Here is a 16,008-nt window from a genome sequence, read left to right as displayed (position 1 = left end):
CAAGCCTCTCGGTAAAAACTCGTTATCTCAACGTCTACACACATCTACCCAAATCTATACATCCATGTGTATAGTAATGAGTATAGGACGTTTGATTTACCTCGGAGCTATACACAATGCCCCTCACAGACCTTGAGCTACGGCGCTCTAAGCCGCAAGACAAGCCCTATACACTCAGTGATGGCGGTGGGCTTTCTATACTCATTGAGCCGAATGGTTCCAAAGGCTGGCGCTTTCGCTACCGCTTCGACGGTAAACCAAAAATGCTTTCCCTCGGCACATACCCCACAGTTTCACTAACCGACGCAAGGCAAAAGCGCGATGAGGCTAAAAAGCTGGTGGCATCGGGCATTAACCCCAGCGAAGCCAGGAAGCAGCAGAAACGAGATCGGCAAGATGTGACTGGCAATACCTTCGAGGGGATAGCGAGGGAATGGTACGGCAAGCGGCGCGATCGCTGGTCAGAGTCCTACGCAGAAGAGATGATGAAAACGTTTGAGAGCGATGTTTTCCCATACATAGGCCATCGGCCAATTGCCGAAATAAAGCCAATGGAGCTTATGGGGACGCTTTCTAAACTGGATGAACGCGGCGCAACAGAGAAATTACGCAAGGTGCGCCAGCGGTGTGGGGAGGTATGGAAATATGCCATCGTCACCGGTAGGGCTGAATATAACCCAGCTCCGGATCTTGCCAGCGCGTTCTCACCGCATAAAAAAGAACACTATGCCTTCTTGTCAGTTGCCGAGCTGCCCGACTTTTTCCGCACCTTTAACACATACACCGGCAGCCTGATCGTTAAGCTGGCTATGCGCTTGCTTATTATCACAGGGACAAGGCCGGGAGAGCTGCGCAAGGCTGAATGGTCGGAGTTTGATTTTGATAACCGGCTTTGGGAAGTACCACCTGAACGCATGAAGAAACGTCGCCCTCATTGCGTGCCACTATCTGACCAGGCTATCAGCATTCTGGAACAGCTAAAACCGCTGACAGGTCATTACAGCTTTGTGTTCCCGGGTAGGATCCACCACAGCAAACCAATAAGCGAAATGGCTATGAATGTGCTGGTTCGCCGTATTGGATACGCTGGGCGTGTAACCGGCCACGGTTTCCGCCACACCATGAGTACCATCCTGCATGAACAAGGCTATAACACTGCGTGGATTGAAACCCAGTTGGCCCATGTTGATAAGAATAGTATTCGTGGAACCTATAACCATGCCCAATATCTGGATGGCCGGCGGGAGATGCTTCAGTGGTATGCCGATTACATGGAAAGTCTTGAACATGGGGGAAATGTGGTGCATGGAGCATTTGGGCAACGCGCATGACTGGATGTATAGACAGTGCAATTAGACCGCAGTAGACTTGTGTAGACGATCAAATAACATACTATGCCTAGGTTGATCCCCGAAACCCCGTAAACCTCTGCGGGATGGCATAGCTCGCAGAGCAGAGGGAGCAAGGCAGCATAGCAATGCCAGAAGAAAAATACCTCCCGTTAGATTTCGCTATCCCATTTTATCCGGTCGAGGCTTTACGTGATATGGCCAATACTGCTCGCTGGGAACTAAGGCACAGAAAAAGAACGAACTCGCAAATAGAATGCGTTCAAAATTTAATCTATGAACTGATTGAGATCTACTTCAATGAGGAACAAGAAAAGGAAATTCAACAACTTGAGATTGAGGCTAGAGTCAGGCTAAAGTATTGTGGCGATGGGGATGACTTATACCCATTTGCGGTTGAGCATAATCGCTATGGGGATAGCCTAGTTTTCGTTGGGGATAAAGATAAACTTAATGTCCCTTGCTACAAGAGTATGGATGAGAGTGACGCGCTTTATGACATTATTGAGTGGTTTAAGGACAATGAAACGGAAGAAGGTTTCGTAGACGCTGAGCCATGTGAGTACTTCTATGCGCTAAGCCTCTCCTTGATAGCTGATGCTGTTATTTTTATTCGTTCTCTGGAGAATAACCAGGATAATCTGGGAACAGTTAAGATCTCTCTTGGTGGGCTACATCCCATAACTAGAGCAGCCATGAAGGCGATGAAAGCTATTGAATACGGAAATGAGCGAAAAACAGAGGCATTCTATGAGGAGAAGTTAAGTTATTTAAATGATCAAATTGAGGTATTGACGAAACAAATAGCAACGCAGGTTAGCAATAGTTCTGTGGAAGAAAATAGAAAGAAAGCCACGATAAAAAAAGCTACGGACTCACGACATAAAAAAAATCGAGAGGCTAAAAACATTGTTTGCGAAAACTGGATAGAAAATCGCAATAATTTTAAAAGCGCAAACAGTGCTGCTGGGTATTATAAATCATGGCTTGAGGGGAAGGGGCTTTACTATGAGGTTCTGACCGTTAGGAATTGGATTCTAATGCATGCCAAAAAACACCAGATAAAGTGGTGACGCCTATTGCGTAAAGTGTATAGTCTACGGCGTAAAGTGTACACTTTTCGCAGTATGATGATGGAATGTAACGTATTTTTTGTCTGAAATAGCTCCTGTTATCTTGATGTCTACAGGAGGCAATCATGTCACAAACTCTCATTCGTTTACCCGCAGTTCAACGGCGCACAGGCTACAGCAAAGCTTGGATCTATCGCCTTATGTCTCAAGGTAAATTCCCCACATCTGTAAAAATTGGCACTAGAGCTATTGCCTTTGTTGAAAGCGAGATTGATGAGTGGGTCAATCAATGCATTGCTGACTCCCGCAAGAAAGTCGCCTGATAAAGAATAACGGCTTCATTGTTGCGTGCTGTTCTGGTGAGTTGCAGTTAGTGCTCATCGGCAGCAATCAAAAGCTTTAACGAGGGATAACCAATGGGAATCGAAAAAACGACCAACACTGGTCGGGGCCAAACACACCCTAAAGAAAGTCACAGCGATATTAACCGCAATGATTTTGCATCTTTGGTACCGGTCGTTCATGGTCGGATAGGTGGGCGTGAAAGTAATATTGTGAGCGCGAAGGCATTACATAAAACGCTGGGTGTAGGCCGCGACTTTACCAACTGGATTAAAGGCCGTATTAACCAATATGGATTTATGTCCACTGCCGATTATGTGTTTGTTGAGAATTTGAGCACGCCAAAACGGGCGAGCGCAAAAGCCAGGCAACAGCTCGAACATGACTACCTGATAACCCTGGGTATGGCTAAAGAGTTGGCAATGGTTGAACGCAATGAGCAGGGGCGCGCCGTTCGCCGTTATTTCATTCAGTGCGAAGAAGCATTACAGCGCAGTGCGCCAGAAGTGGCCGCCCGGTTCCGTCGCCAGCTTAAGGCCCGCATAGGTGCAGCCAACCTGTTTAAGCCAATGTGCGTCGCGTTGGATGCTGCCCGCGCCGAACAGGGTAAGCAGACGCTGCAGCACCACTACAACAATGAAAGCAACATGATTGCCAGGATTGTGCTGGGTGGGCTGTCGGCTAAGCAGTGGACTCAGGTTAACGGCATTGACGGCGACCCGCGTGACAGTATGAACGCGGAGCAATTGGATCACCTTGCCTATCTGGAAAGCACCAACATAACGTTGATTGAGTTAGGGCAGGACTACCACCAGCGCAAGACCGAGCTGGCGCGACTATCACAACGCTGGATGGCGAAACGCTTGGGGGCAGACCATGCATAACCACACTTCCAGCCAGAAAGATGCCTTTCCCCTGGTTGGTATCCATTGTCGTTCTGCTGGTGGATTGGTGCCAATGAAAAAGGGCAGCATGGCGAATGCAACCCTTCAGGGTCATGGCTCAAACTTGAGTCATGAACAAAATCAGCATATTGCAGCATCACAGGATAACTACGCCGAAATGAGCTGGGAGGATCAGCCCTTTGGTTCGATGCCGCGCTTATCTAGTTCCCGGCGAAGCAGTCTTTTAATCCAGCCAGCTTTATTGTCGTCACCATCCTCTTTCATTGCGACGGCTAACCGTTCCGATAGTTCTACATCAAGGCGAAGCTGTACTACGTGCCGCTCTTTTTGGTTTTCTTTGGTTGACATTGGTGTTCACCGGTATATATTGAGATTTGAGGTTATCAATGTACACCATTGCATAGCTTTTAGTAAAGCGAAGCCCGGAAGTGTCTCACCACTCACCGGGCCTCTTACCACCAACGATAAAGCACGTATCGAGGTAGCTATGTCAGATCATATCACACCCTTAACCGGGCGGAATTCACTCACCCAGAATAAGTTCATCTGGCGCTTTTTGGCGCTCTCCCGCACAGACAATAGGGCCAAGCCTTGCCGCATTTCTGTAGAGGCATATACCGAGCTGGAAGCCCGGCAAACTCTGGCCCCTCACTTTATCCTGTCCCTGGCCGCTCGCCTGCCGGTTCAGGAGGTGAGCCATGCGTAAACCTATGCCAAAAGAACGCTATCAAGATAAGCGTGGCCAGATCATTACCATCAAATCATGCATTTTCAATCGTGTGATATTTGTCCGGGCTGGCTATCAGTCCGAATGCACGTATCCGCTCAATCGCTTTGAATCTGAATTTACCTTTGCCGGAGAGAAAAAACATGACTAATACAACTCATTTTCTCACCGCAGCACTTATTCATGACACTGAATGTCTGTTAGCAATCTTACGCACGATCAACGATGTCGAAGATGCCGAACGCCAAGGCTTCTTAGTCGATGCCGCAGAAAATATTGGCAGCAATCTTCTAAGTAAATTGCAGTGCAATGAGGCTATCGAGGATGCCGCATCATCAGATGATAGCAAGGCGGGAGAGACAGAATGAGCAACGTTATCCCTTTCCAAAAAGTAAAAGAAGTGACTGAACAACCAGGGGAATACTATGCAGAGGTCATTCAGGATGGCGTGAAGATATACCAGAAATACAGCGATAACAGATACCACGAACAAGAAGTAATCCCGTTCGCTGATGTACTGATACGTGCTGATGATGGAGAGTGGGATGATAATCGTTATTTGGCGCTACGACTGCTAGCCGAGTGGGGGGGCATCCCGGAGAACCATTCCCCACATAACCTCGTAGTGCTTTATCGCTGGCTGGTGGCTGATGCTTACATCGCTGACTTGGTGGCCATAAATGGAAGAGAAGAGTTCCACGGACAGAATGGCGGTATGGTGACAAACCGGAAGATTGAGCGATTGGCTATCGCGAATAACATTGAAGGTACTGGTATCGAGCGCTACGGAATTGAAGAGGGCGCAAAGCTTATCGTTAAGTTCTATCAGCAAATGCTTGAAATTAGTAACGGCAATATTGTCGGTATATCGGCGTTCGGGCGCGACACACTGAATGAGTTACATGAGGGATTTTTGCAGGCCTACATCACGGAGGGCTTGCCTAATGAAACTCATCACTAAAAATCCCCGTCTGAATGCTCTCGCAAACCAGTATGCGGTTGCTGTGCATCGGTATGTAATTCAGCAGAACAAGGGCGGCCAGTTCGATTTTGGCATGGATGGGGAAGCCCTCTACGTTGCCATTATGGGTGGTGTACCTGGCATCCGTGACTTGGTTGATTCTTACCTTTTGGATGCATTAAAGCTGAATTGCCCGCAGTTGGATTTGTTAGTTATTCAAATGATTAGTAAATGCCTAGACGATGGCAACCTGACACCGCGAGGTTTGGTAGTCTGGCAGTGCATAAAGAAAGATATGTACGCGACTGTATTGGGCAATGGAGGACGGCATGATGCGTAACATTGACCTGATCCGCGAAGTGACCAAATCAGCAGCCAACCGCTGGCCTGATGTGTTGCCGATGGTGGGGATCGACGTTCCCGCTAGTCCACGTGCGCAAGTGGCATGTCCTGCTTGTGGCGGGCGTGATCGGTTTCGGTTCGATGATAACGGGCGCGGCTCGCATTTCTGCAACCAATGTGGAGCTGGTGACGGGTTAGATCTCATCCAGAAAGTAAACCGGTGCGACGCCACCGAAGCTGCTCGGATGGTCGCTGCCGTGCTGGGTATCGATTACCGGGCAGCAGATACCGGATCAGAAGCTACCCGCCAGAACAAGGCAGCAATGGAGGCTGAGCGGCAACAACGTGAGCAGGAGCGCCGGCAGGTAGAAGCCGTAGATCATGAGCGTAAGCGCCAGCAGTTTAACCGGCGCTGGCAATCACTGACTGTCGATGCAGTGGAAAGCGAGCCTGAATATCTTAAGACTAAGGGGCTGACCGGCTTCACCTTCCCCACACTGAAAGATGGCCGCTTGCTGGTGGCGCTGACTGATGAAACCGGTGCAGTCACGGCAGCACAGACTATCACCCCCGCTGGTGAGAAACGTCAGGTAACGGACGGCACTAAGCGCGGCGCATCCCATACCCTGGCTGGTGGACCAGAGCACCCACAGGTGGTGATTATTGGTGAAGGGCTGGCAACTACCCTAACCGCTCACCTGATACGCCCTGACGCGCTGACGGTAGCCGCGATTGATGCCGGGAACCTATTACATGTAGCGGAGGCGATGCACCGCCGGTATCCAGACGCGCAAATCATCATTGCAGGGGATAACGACCACCACGAACCGGGCGAACTGGACGAGCACGGTAGGCCGAGGAAGAACGCGGGCCGGATCGCAGCAGAGAAAGCCGCTGCTGCTGTCGCTGGGTGGGTATCAATACCACCGACAGAGTACAAGGCTGATTGGGATGATTATCGCCAACAGAACGGGATAGACGCCGCTGTACTGGCGTTTAACAATTCACTGTGTCAACCCAAGGGGGAAGGCGTGAGCGTCCAACTGAAAGCCATTGAGGGTGGTAAAAAAGACCACCAAGAGGCTGACCCGCTAAAACCTCGCATTGAGAGCCGTAAGGATGGTGTTTTCTGGATCACGCCGAAGGTAGACCAGGTGAGCGGCGAGGTTATCAACAATGAATCGTGGTTGTGTTCACCGTTGGAAGTGATCGGCACCGGCAGGGACGACAAAGACCAATACCTGATTATTCGCTGGTTACCGGTAGGCGAAACCTTGCCAACAACCGCAGCCATACCACTGGCCGACATTGGCGAGCGCGAAGGCTGGCGCACGTTGAAAGCGGGTGGGGTGAATGTGACCACGAAAACCGCACTCAGGGCAACCCTGGCCGACTGGTTCCAACGTGCTGGCTCTCATGAGATTTGGCGAGTGGCGCAAGCTACGGGTTGGCAGTGCGGGGCATACATCATGCCGGATGGTGAGGTCATTGGTTCACCTGAAAGGCCGGTACTGTTCAATGGCCGCAGTGCTGCCGCTGCCGGGTATACCGTCAAAGGAACGCCGGAAGGGTGGCGTGATTCGGTGGCACGTTTGGCGAGGGGGAATCCCTCCATGATGGCCGGTATCGGTGCGGCACTGGCTGCCCCACTAATTGGGCTGGCCGGTGCCGATGGGTTTGGTATCCACTTTTACGAGCAATCCAGTGCAGGCAAGACCACCACCGCCAATATTGCCAGCAGTCTGTACGGTGAGCCGGACGCCTTGCGCCTGACGTGGTTCGGTACAGCGTTAGGGATAGCCAACGAGGCCGCAGCACATAACGATGGCCTGATGCCGCTGGATGAAGTGGGGCAAGGCGCTGATCCGGATAGCGTGGCGAAATCGGCCTACACTCTGTTTAACGGCGTGGGTAAGCTCCAAGGGGCCAAAGAGGGCGGCAACCGCGATTTGAAGCGCTGGCGTACCGTGGCGCTCAGTACCGGGGAAATGGATATTGAAACCTTCATCGCCACTGCTGGACGAAAGGTGAAAGCTGGGCAGTTGGTACGGCTGTTGAATATCCCGTTGGAAAAAGCGCATCAGTTCCATGGTACGGCAAACGGCAAGGCTCATGCTGACGCATTGAAAGATGCCTACCAAAGCCACTACGGGGCCGCTGGACGTTACTGGATCAAGTACCTTGCCGACCACCAGCAACAGGCCATTGCCGCGGTGAGAGAGGCCGAGGGCCGCTGGCGATCACTGATACCGGCAGACTATGGGGAGCAGGTCCACCGTGTGGCGGCGCGGTTCGCTGTACTGGAAGCAGCGTTGCTGCTGGGTCGTGCGGTTACCGGCTGGGATGGGCAAGAATGCCGGGACGCGATACAGCACAACTTCAACGCCTGGATCAAAGAGTTCGGTACCGGTAACAAAGAACACCAGCAGATCATCGAGCAGACGGAAGCGTTCCTGAATGCCTACGGTTTGAGTCGGTTCGCACCACTACCTTATGATTCGCAGTGCATGCCTATTCGTGATTTGGCCGGCTACAGGGATAAGGGTAAGCATGATAGTGATGCCATGGTGTTCTACACGTTTCCTGCAGCGTTTGAGGATGAGATAGCGCGAGGGTTCAATTCGAAGCATTTTGCCAAAGCTCTGGCAGGGGCTGGAATGCTGACACTGCCAGCCAGTGGGCGGGGTTTTCAACGTAAATCGCCGCGTATCGATGGGCGACAGATTAACGTATACGTGATCCATCACCTGCCAGAAGGTGAGCAAGTAGAAGAGTAAAGTCTCTACGTGCGATAAAAACATGTTGGTTCAGTCAGTTCAGTTGGTTCAATTTGTAAAGATGATTGTTTTGTAAAGTAATTATTATTCATTTTGAACTAACACTGAACCAACAAATGCCTGTTTTGAACCAACGTTTCCATGCCCCCCCAGATTATGATTTTGACCTCTGTTTCTATCGTTTTTTTCTGGTGAGATCCCACCTGATTTGACAACTAATCACTGTTGAGAGGTGGATATGAAAGTCGAAGAAATGTTAACGAGTAAAGATGTGCGTTCGCTGCTGAAAATATCAAACTCATCCATGCACCGACTACGGCATAGGGACGTAAATCCATTCCCGGAGCCTGACTTTTACGGGCCCGGAGCGGAAAATAAGTGGTTTACATCGAAAGTCGCAGAATGGCAGCTTGCAGAGAGTCAGCGAGCCAAAATCAAGCCAGCCGAACATTTGCACGAAAGCACTAAGCGATTTTCCCGTTGATCCGCTTGAGATCAAAGGCATCTAAGAATTGCTTCATCTGCCTATAGAGTCCTATCCATGATGGTATCCAGGACCGCTACAAAGAGGTCATGGAGTTCTTTGAGCAGATAGTAGTAATATATAAATACTGAATAATGTTTACTGTAAAATATTATCTAGCTATCTGATAAGGCCTGCTTTTTAGCAGGCTTTTTACTTAGCGGCATTGATCAAACGCTGATCACTTTGGTATAGCTATGTAACCGCCTGCTGAGCATCATAGGCATAAAACAAATCTATGAGCCCATTGAGGGGCAAATCATGAAGAAATTTATCTTGGTGGCATGCTTGTCACTTTTTGCATTCACAGCAACCGCAGCAAACAAACCATGCTCGGGTAAGAAGGGCGGTATATCTCATTGCTCCGGAGAGAAGTTCGTCTGCAAAGATAGTTCGATCAGCAAGTCGAAGAAGATTTGCCGTTGATGACCTCTGATTTTTGCGGAGCCTGTCACTACTGGGATAGTTAGTCTTAGTATTCCAATGGCCTGATGAGGTGGGTAGGGAGAGATAATGGCATTTAACGATTTAGAATTTCACGCAGTCAAAAAGGAAGTCGAAGCGTTTGTGGAAAGCAGACGTCCGCCAGTACATATCAGGCCAGAGCTAGATGTAGCCTACAAAATTGATGATCAGACCATCGAAATCTTAGAGGTGCGCCCACAATGGAACGGTGAACCCGGTGAAAAGATGGAACACGCCACAGCCAAGATAACCTATGTCCGCTCCCAGAAAGCATGGAATGTTTATTGGATGCGAGCAAGTCTCAAGTGGGAACTATACGAAAGGGCTAAGACGCTAGGTGATGCGCTGGAGATTGTACGCGCTGATCAGCATGGGTGCTTCTTTGGCTAGCCAGTGGGCCGATCAGTCGAAATCCCCCCGGCGTCTCATTACGAAATAAATCATAACGAGCCAAGCCGCATTGGTTAACGAAACGGATAGTGCAATCCAGGTTAAAGGGCTGACATTTTCCACAGGACATCTCATGACGATTGACAGGATACTTTCATTGTTTGCAACAATAGTATCAGTTGTTGCAGTTCCTGCAAGTGGCTACTTAAGCTATCACTATGCAATAAAGGGCGAGAGAAGGAAGGAGTTCAACGCTGTATCAGACCCTATAAGGCAGAAGTTAAGAGAGCAGCTACGGCTAATTGAGCAGGGATATAACCCTCGCCAAAACAGTACTGTGATTGATGATCGGGAGTTTGATTTGTTTATCGATATCAGCAGCTTCAGGATTCGAGAGAAACTAAAGCAATTGGTAGTGGATTACCATGAAGCCGCGCAGAACTGCGGAAGCGCTGACGAATATGGGAAGTTCACGTTCACTGACGCAGATACGGTTAGACAGAAAATATCAAGTATCATGCAGTTCACTGGACGGAAGTAGCCAGTGGGCTGATGAGCTGGGTGGCACGCTACGGGCAATCAAAGCTTGAGGCAGCAATGGATAAATATGCTCTACATATCACGCTAGGCATCATGTTCGTAATCATGCTGGTAATGAACTCCGGGTGTAAGCCGATCTTCATGCAAGACGTGATTTCATAAGACGCAATAACGAGAACAACATGAAAATTGGACACCTGTTCCCTGTAGCTATCATCATCACAGCAGTTTTGCTACTGGCTTGGTTCATCATTGGTGGGTATGCGATGCCCGCTTAGGATGGGGGTGATGAGCTGGGTGAGAGGTCGCAGAGAGTCTAAAACCTCTGGCAGAAAAGTTTTTTATTCAAAAATACTGAAGGGATTTTTATGGCTAAGTTGCTAGAGTTAGAGTTCACTGAGGATATTTATTACTCAATTGGAAACAACCCAAGCATAAAGGAAATCATAGCCTCCTTGCAGGGCTGGGAAGCTTTAATAAAGCAATCAAGAGGGGTGTTGTCTGAGCTGACAGGAGCCCACGTATTAGATGTAGACGTTAGGGTTAGTAAATTAGAAGTTGGATCGTTAAAAGAAAAATTACTCATTAGACTTTTCTTTGCAAATGAGGAAGAATTAGACAAATTTATTGATAGCATACGAACGAAGTATATAGGGGAAGGCAAAATGAGGAATGCTCTTTTGTGGGCCGTTGTCATTGCCCTTGCCGGTACTGCTTTTCTTTCGCTCGCTAAGCTTATGGCACCGAACTCGACCTCTCACTTTGAAGCTAACAATAATACGATTATCAACATTGGCGCCGGACACACAGAGATTACGCCAGAACGCATTCAAGCAATCATCGATAGCAGCGTTACAGATAAAAAAATACTGGCAAAAAGTGCTGTTAAGATTCTTTCGCCTGCGAGAAATGACGACAACGCGGCACTAATCATCGGAAGTGGTGATGTCAAATACACGATACCAGCCGAAACCATCAAAAAAGTTCCGACTGACGTGGAATTCCCTCCAGACACATACACAAGAGACCATAGTGATGTTGATCTGGAGATTAGAGCTACAGATTTAGATAACCCAGAAAAGTGGGCGGCTGTTATTCCCGGATTAGTAGATCGAAGGGTAAAACTAGTGCTGGCTCCTGGAATTAATCCGGATGACTTGAAGCGCCTTTATACGGCCAGAGCTGATGTAACAGTGACTTACAAGCATACATCATCTAAAAGCGATCCCTATAAGCCATCAGAAATTTTCCTTAAATCCATCGTGGTAGATAACTGATATCAATCCAACCCGGGTACCGAGCCAGGTTACCTAATACCCACAATAATAATGATACCGCAAGCTATTTACCCGGCCACCGAGCCGGGTTTTTATTATGGAGAGTTTGACTGCGTGGGTTAGCAGTTTGTGACTTTTTTCTCGGTATATGGCGTGGCCTGATGTTAAAGACATTGTGACGTGTCACATGGTTAAGCGTGACGAGTCACGACAAGTCACACAGCACAACGCTCGCCGCTTGGCGGTTCTCTTCCTGAAATAATCCCCGCCATACTAACCTTCATCACACTAGTTATCATTTTTTATACGTCAAATAGTCATGTTATCCAATTCTTTCAAATAGTTAATGCCTGATTGTTTGGTGCATAAAAATTCTATTAATCTTTAAATTTGTAGAAAATTTTCCTACATAATTTTGTTTTTGTGGGAAATTAATTTTGCGTGTTTTTTGTTCTGGAGTATCATTGTATGCATAACCAGTTATGGGAATACATACATGAAAAATACCCGCTTCAACCCCAAGCCAATACTTATCGAGCACGATTGCGTTGAGGCGATGAAGCGCCTTCAAGAGCAGGAACGCAGTAAATCCCCACTTGGCGTTGCTCCATCCCTTCAAGATATTGCCCGCGGTCTCATTCGCAAGGCATTGCAACAAGTAGGAGAGTAGTTCCATGCCAATCGTCCCTCAATACCAACGCCAATCGCAATCGCAGATGGCACCCGTAAACACGCAGGATCTGCGTATCCCACAAGACAATGCATTTACTGCACTGGCTGACGTCGGAGCGACAGGGCTGGATGTGTATCAGCAGGATCGGCAAAAGGTTGATTTGGCTGATATGCAGGACAAACTCAATCAGTTTTTCCAGTATGCCGATGACTTGTACAACAACCCGCAGAATGGCCTGATCACGCTGCAGGGGAAAAACGCTATCGGCCAAGGTGAAGCACGCGCTGGTCAGATATCAAATAAAGCAGCTGAGATACGTGAATCTTTGCCCGAGTACATGCGTCCGGCGTTTGATCAACAGATCCTGCCGCTTGGTCGCAGTTATGGCAATAAATTTCGCCAGTATGATGTTGGGCAGAAGCAACAGTATGAAGCTGGCCAACAGCAAGGCGTATTGAGTAATTTCTTAACTCAGGCTAATGATCCTACACAGTTTCAGCCAGCGGTGCTTTCTGCTCGACAGGCGATAATAGATTATGGTGCTACTCATGGTCAGAGTCCGGAAGAGATAGAGGCAAATTGGCAGCAATGGTATCAAGGAGCAGCTAATTCAGCATTTAGCACTGCCTATACCAATATGTATCAGCAGACCATGGGGCCAGATGGGGCTATTCCTGTAACTGATGGTGCAAATAGCGATCAATTATTCTCTGCAATGATTCGTGCTGAAAGTGGGGGTAACCAATTTGACAGTAATGGCACACCGCTGATGTCCTCAAAAGGGGCTGCTGGGATTGCTCAGGTAACTGAATCAACGGGCCCTGAGGCTGCTCAGCTTGCTGGCTTGTCGTGGGATAGGGATAAGTGGCTGAATGACCCACGCTACAACGCGACTATTGGGCATGCCTATTTTCAGTCACAGATGAAACGTTATGACGGAGATTCAGTGCTCGCTGTTGCCGCATATAATGCAGGTCATGGTCAGGTTAACAAATGGATCGCGCAACTTGGTGATCCGCGCAAAGGTGAGATTTCATCTGCTGAATTCGCAGCCAAAATACCATTTGAAGAAACACGAAACTATGTATCAAAAGTAGTTGGTTCTGCCCCAGGAATTCCGGTCAACGCTTCTATTACTGGATTGATGAATACGCCATATTGGCAGGCTATGAGTCCTCAGAACAAATCCGCCGCAATGGCTAAAATTGCTGGGCTGTACGACCTTCAAAATTCAGCAGCACGTTTGAGTTTACAGAATAGAATGCAGGATGATGTAACGCGTGTTGAGCTTGGTCAACCGGTGTCCGCACCAATAACTGATCGAGAGTGGATTTCCTCGATGCCGATCAGCGCCACACCGCAAGAGCGAATGCAGCTACAGCAGTCATACCAGCGCTACCAGCAAACTCTTGCTATGCAGCCAGCCTATCAAACGATAGTGCAAGGTGATGTCCAGCAGGGTATGGCAGCAGTAAATGCCATGAAGCCAGATGTTAGCGATCCCGACTTTACGTTTAAGCAGCAACGATATGCGCAAGTGGCCAGTAAGTATGCGCAGGTGCAGAAGGCAAGGGAAGATGATCCAGGTACTTGGCTGCTCCAGAACTCACCAGTTATCAAGGATGCATATAGCCAATTCTCTCAGCGGCAGGTATCCGGCGAATACTTTGCCTCGCGTATTCAGGCTGAGAAAGAACGCTTGGGGATCCGCAGTAAAGACATTCTCCCTACCGAGATGGTTAATAGCATCCTGCACCAGATCGATAACAGCAATGAGCAAAGCGTGGCGGCAGTACAATCTATCGCCCAGAGCTATGGAAGCCAGGCACCGGCTGTAATCGCGCAATTGCAGGGCAAAGGTAAAAGCTACCTTAGTGTTGTTACGTCGATAGAGAACGCTAACGCTGCTACAGCCATTTTCCAAAATAGAAATGCATCTACCGATGAACTTAAGAAGGCTGCAGGAACGCAATCATCTTCAGTAGAAACTGAATGGTCAGATCAATTTGCCGACTTTGCTGTGACGCTGACACAGCAAAGGGATGGGATAAAGGCGTATACAGACTTCAATGAGCAGGGTAAGCGCCTGGCATATATCTATGCCTCGCGTGGAATGGATGGTGCTGCGGCTGCCAAGATGGCCTTCAATCAGATCGCTGGCGACCAGTACGACTTTGAAGGAACATGGCGCCTGCCAAAATCATTAAACCTGAATACCCGAGATATCACTGATGGAGCTAATAATTATCTGGAAAAAATGAAGCCAGAAGACATCAACTCGAAAATTTTTGTAGGCGATGCACGTTTGCCTCCTGATGTTGGCCGGGCTATGGCTTTATCCAGGATAAAGAACAATGCTGAGTGGGTAACTAGCGAAGACGAGAAAGGGCTTTACCTCACTGCCAACCAAACTTATATCAACGGGGCCGATGGCAATCCAATATTTGTCCCATTCAAAGAACTTTCTCAGCTTGGAATTGCAGACAGAAGTTTCATTAATGCGCGACTGAATGAATTAAAAACTCCAGCTACATTCACGCCAGCGGATGGAATGGATAATCGCGCTATCAATAATGATTTGTCTGACGTCTACCGCAGCCTGCGTGGAGAACCTGCGAGAGAATTTACTGGCTACCAAGATCAGCAACCAGCGACAAACCCACTGGGCGACGCTCTTCAGCATAGGAGTGGTCAATGACAATCTATACAACGAAACCTGATTCATCGGTTACCAGACCGCTTGCAAATTTAGAGTCAGGACTTGGTGAAAGCCTGTCTGCTGAATTTACCGAAGGCTTTAGAGAAGGCCCCCTAAATTCATGGGCACGTGCATCGCAAGCTGATGCATTAAACATGGACCCAGAATCTCCGCGCATGACGAAAGAAGATGCCGAGGCCGGCTTCAAGACCTACGGCGTAAAGTCTATTAATGTCCCACCGCAAGGGGTTAGCAAGTCATTCTATGACAACGTAATTTCTGAAACTCGTAGCCGACTTGAGCGAGAAGTAGTTATTCAGTCAGCTCCGTCAGGTATCATTTCTTCCCCGCTGAAGTTCGTTGCTAACCTCGGAGGGAACATGGTTGACCCGGGGAACCTTGCGATTGGACTTGTTCCATTCTTCGGGCAAGCCAGATCAGCAACAATGCTTGGAAGGGCTGCGGAACGTTTTGGTCAGGGCACCGTGATGGGGGGCTTGCAAACTGCGGCTACACTACCATTTACCGCCATGGGGGCTGCGGCAGAGGGTGACAATTACACCATTGGTGATGCCGGCGGAAACTTACTGATGGGGATGATCGCTGGTGGAGCACTGCATGCAGGCGGTGGTTTTATTGCGGATATGGTTCGTGGCCGCCGTCAGGCATCAGCTCCTGACGCTTTTGAAGCAGGGGATCCGGCCATTATCCCTGTTGATTCGGCTATGCCTGTGGAAACAATGCCATCCTCCCGTGCTTTGGATATCATTCCGGCTGAGACCAGTCGGTCGGAGTTGAATAACTCAATATCCAAAAGCATTGATGATTATGCGTATTCAACAGGATACAGCGATGTTGTTCCTGATTTTATCGAACAACGCCGTGCTGTAGCTGGTCAGCAGATAGATAACGTTAATGCTTTACGGTCCGAGTTGACCAGGAATAATCAGCTTACCCAATCTTTAG

At 48.7% G+C, this 16,008-nt stretch carries 18 protein-coding genes and 1 pseudogene; 18 read left to right on the top strand and 1 reads right to left on the bottom strand.

The window, feature by feature from the left end:
- Positions 1 to 116 precede the first annotated feature (116 nt).
- The 16 genes from WCL58_RS23095 to WCL58_RS23025 all read left to right on the top strand — a co-directional run bounded on the left by WCL58_RS23095 (position 117) and on the right by WCL58_RS23025 (position 11,671).
- A complete protein-coding gene (locus WCL58_RS23095) occupies positions 117 to 1,331 on the top strand; it encodes a tyrosine-type recombinase/integrase (protein WP_130015853.1) in 1,215 nt (404 codons plus the stop codon).
- 146 nt (positions 1,332 to 1,477) lie between these two features.
- Positions 1,478 to 2,422, top strand: a complete 945-nt coding sequence (locus tag WCL58_RS23090; protein WP_336851642.1) for a hypothetical protein — start codon at positions 1,478 to 1,480, stop codon at positions 2,420 to 2,422.
- Between the two features lie 125 nt (positions 2,423 to 2,547).
- Entirely contained in the window at positions 2,548 to 2,745 is a 198-nt protein-coding gene (locus WCL58_RS23085) for a helix-turn-helix transcriptional regulator (protein ID WP_130016928.1), read from the top strand.
- Between the two features lie 93 nt (positions 2,746 to 2,838).
- Positions 2,839 to 3,648 (top strand): antA/AntB antirepressor family protein, encoded by an 810-nt coding sequence (locus WCL58_RS23080; RefSeq protein WP_130016929.1) that lies wholly within the window; start codon positions 2,839 to 2,841, stop codon positions 3,646 to 3,648.
- Positions 3,641 to 4,375, top strand: coding sequence for a host cell division inhibitor Icd-like protein (locus WCL58_RS23075; protein WP_336851641.1), 735 nt, complete (start codon positions 3,641 to 3,643; stop codon positions 4,373 to 4,375). The genes WCL58_RS23080 and WCL58_RS23075 overlap by 8 nt, the downstream gene beginning before the upstream one ends.
- Positions 4,368 to 4,547 (top strand): DUF4222 domain-containing protein, encoded by a 180-nt coding sequence (locus WCL58_RS23070; RefSeq protein WP_130016931.1) that lies wholly within the window; start codon positions 4,368 to 4,370, stop codon positions 4,545 to 4,547. The genes WCL58_RS23075 and WCL58_RS23070 overlap by 8 nt, the downstream gene beginning before the upstream one ends.
- On the top strand, positions 4,540 to 4,764 hold the full coding sequence (locus tag WCL58_RS23065) for a hypothetical protein (protein ID WP_130016932.1): 225 nt from the start codon (positions 4,540 to 4,542) through the stop codon (positions 4,762 to 4,764). The genes WCL58_RS23070 and WCL58_RS23065 overlap by 8 nt, the downstream gene beginning before the upstream one ends.
- Complete coding sequence (locus WCL58_RS23060) at positions 4,761 to 5,357, top strand: hypothetical protein (RefSeq protein WP_336851640.1); 597 nt, start codon at positions 4,761 to 4,763, stop codon at positions 5,355 to 5,357. The genes WCL58_RS23065 and WCL58_RS23060 overlap by 4 nt, the downstream gene beginning before the upstream one ends.
- Entirely contained in the window at positions 5,341 to 5,697 is a 357-nt protein-coding gene (locus WCL58_RS23055) for a hypothetical protein (protein ID WP_130016934.1), read from the top strand. Before WCL58_RS23060 ends, WCL58_RS23055 begins: the two co-directional genes overlap by 17 nt.
- Complete coding sequence (locus tag WCL58_RS23050) at positions 5,690 to 8,476, top strand: TOPRIM and DUF927 domain-containing protein (RefSeq protein WP_130016983.1); 2,787 nt, start codon at positions 5,690 to 5,692, stop codon at positions 8,474 to 8,476. The genes WCL58_RS23055 and WCL58_RS23050 overlap by 8 nt, the downstream gene beginning before the upstream one ends.
- A 238-nt stretch (positions 8,477 to 8,714) precedes the next feature.
- Positions 8,715 to 8,960 (top strand): excisionase Xis, encoded by a 246-nt coding sequence (gene xis, locus WCL58_RS25375; RefSeq protein WP_130016935.1) that lies wholly within the window; start codon positions 8,715 to 8,717, stop codon positions 8,958 to 8,960.
- Between the two features lie 300 nt (positions 8,961 to 9,260).
- Positions 9,261 to 9,425 carry a hypothetical protein gene (locus WCL58_RS23045; protein WP_242506316.1) on the top strand — a complete coding sequence of 55 codons (165 nt, stop codon included), beginning with the start codon at positions 9,261 to 9,263 and terminating at the stop codon, positions 9,423 to 9,425.
- An 87-nt stretch (positions 9,426 to 9,512) separates the two neighbouring features.
- Entirely contained in the window at positions 9,513 to 9,854 is a 342-nt protein-coding gene (locus tag WCL58_RS23040) for a DUF3024 domain-containing protein (protein WP_012146583.1), read from the top strand.
- Between the two features lie 133 nt (positions 9,855 to 9,987).
- Positions 9,988 to 10,395 carry a hypothetical protein gene (locus tag WCL58_RS23035; RefSeq protein WP_130016936.1) on the top strand — a complete coding sequence of 136 codons (408 nt, stop codon included), beginning with the start codon at positions 9,988 to 9,990 and terminating at the stop codon, positions 10,393 to 10,395.
- A gap of 181 nt (positions 10,396 to 10,576) precedes the next feature.
- A complete protein-coding gene (locus WCL58_RS23030; RefSeq protein WP_156779302.1) occupies positions 10,577 to 10,672 on the top strand; it encodes a YoaK family small membrane protein in 96 nt (31 codons plus the stop codon).
- A gap of 90 nt (positions 10,673 to 10,762) precedes the next feature.
- Positions 10,763 to 11,671, top strand: a complete 909-nt coding sequence (locus WCL58_RS23025) for a hypothetical protein (protein ID WP_012146581.1) — start codon at positions 10,763 to 10,765, stop codon at positions 11,669 to 11,671.
- Positions 11,672 to 12,014: 343 nt separating this feature from the next.
- Here WCL58_RS23025 and WCL58_RS23020 read toward each other — a convergent pair whose 3' ends face one another.
- On the bottom strand, positions 12,015 to 12,347 hold the full coding sequence (locus tag WCL58_RS23020; RefSeq protein ID WP_165366302.1) for a hypothetical protein: 333 nt from the start codon (positions 12,345 to 12,347) through the stop codon (positions 12,015 to 12,017).
- Between WCL58_RS23020 and WCL58_RS23015 the strand changes: the two genes are divergently transcribed.
- Positions 12,346 to 15,042 carry a transglycosylase SLT domain-containing protein gene (locus WCL58_RS23015; RefSeq protein ID WP_336851639.1) on the top strand — a complete coding sequence of 899 codons (2,697 nt, stop codon included), beginning with the start codon at positions 12,346 to 12,348 and terminating at the stop codon, positions 15,040 to 15,042. The two genes, WCL58_RS23020 and WCL58_RS23015, sit on opposite strands and share 2 nt — an antisense overlap.
- A pseudogene (locus WCL58_RS23010) lies at positions 15,039 to 16,008 on the top strand (hypothetical protein); the annotation flags it as partial. The gene WCL58_RS23015 and the pseudogene WCL58_RS23010, both read left to right, overlap by 4 nt.

The sequence above is a fragment of the Serratia sp. TMDUHS_CL genome, assembly GCF_037137105.1.
GTDB lineage: Bacteria > Pseudomonadota > Gammaproteobacteria > Enterobacterales > Enterobacteriaceae > Serratia > Serratia nevei.
Note: the sequence above shows the minus strand (reverse complement) of the source record. Positions and strands in the feature narration are given on the sequence as shown.

Coding starts and splice junctions, on each gene's coding strand:
- WCL58_RS23060 (WP_336851640.1), top strand. CDS start 4,761: ATGAGCAACGTTATCCCTTTCCAAAAAGTAAAAGAAGTGACTGAACAA.
- WCL58_RS23055 (WP_130016934.1), top strand. CDS start 5,341: ATGAAACTCATCACTAAAAATCCCCGTCTGAATGCTCTCGCAAACCAG.
- WCL58_RS23080 (WP_130016929.1), top strand. CDS start 2,839: ATGGGAATCGAAAAAACGACCAACACTGGTCGGGGCCAAACACACCCT.
- WCL58_RS23050 (WP_130016983.1), top strand. CDS start 5,690: ATGCGTAACATTGACCTGATCCGCGAAGTGACCAAATCAGCAGCCAAC.
- WCL58_RS23015 (WP_336851639.1), top strand. CDS start 12,346: ATGCCAATCGTCCCTCAATACCAACGCCAATCGCAATCGCAGATGGCA.
- xis (WP_130016935.1), top strand. CDS start 8,715: ATGAAAGTCGAAGAAATGTTAACGAGTAAAGATGTGCGTTCGCTGCTG.
- WCL58_RS23030 (WP_156779302.1), top strand. CDS start 10,577: ATGAAAATTGGACACCTGTTCCCTGTAGCTATCATCATCACAGCAGTT.
- WCL58_RS23085 (WP_130016928.1), top strand. CDS start 2,548: ATGTCACAAACTCTCATTCGTTTACCCGCAGTTCAACGGCGCACAGGC.
- WCL58_RS23035 (WP_130016936.1), top strand. CDS start 9,988: ATGACGATTGACAGGATACTTTCATTGTTTGCAACAATAGTATCAGTT.
- WCL58_RS23025 (WP_012146581.1), top strand. CDS start 10,763: ATGGCTAAGTTGCTAGAGTTAGAGTTCACTGAGGATATTTATTACTCA.
- WCL58_RS23020 (WP_165366302.1), bottom strand. CDS start 12,347: ATGGAACTACTCTCCTACTTGTTGCAATGCCTTGCGAATGAGACCGCG.
- WCL58_RS23075 (WP_336851641.1), top strand. CDS start 3,641: ATGCATAACCACACTTCCAGCCAGAAAGATGCCTTTCCCCTGGTTGGT.
- WCL58_RS23040 (WP_012146583.1), top strand. CDS start 9,513: ATGGCATTTAACGATTTAGAATTTCACGCAGTCAAAAAGGAAGTCGAA.
- WCL58_RS23045 (WP_242506316.1), top strand. CDS start 9,261: ATGAAGAAATTTATCTTGGTGGCATGCTTGTCACTTTTTGCATTCACA.
- WCL58_RS23090 (WP_336851642.1), top strand. CDS start 1,478: ATGCCAGAAGAAAAATACCTCCCGTTAGATTTCGCTATCCCATTTTAT.
- WCL58_RS23065 (WP_130016932.1), top strand. CDS start 4,540: ATGACTAATACAACTCATTTTCTCACCGCAGCACTTATTCATGACACT.
- WCL58_RS23070 (WP_130016931.1), top strand. CDS start 4,368: ATGCGTAAACCTATGCCAAAAGAACGCTATCAAGATAAGCGTGGCCAG.
- WCL58_RS23095 (WP_130015853.1), top strand. CDS start 117: ATGCCCCTCACAGACCTTGAGCTACGGCGCTCTAAGCCGCAAGACAAG.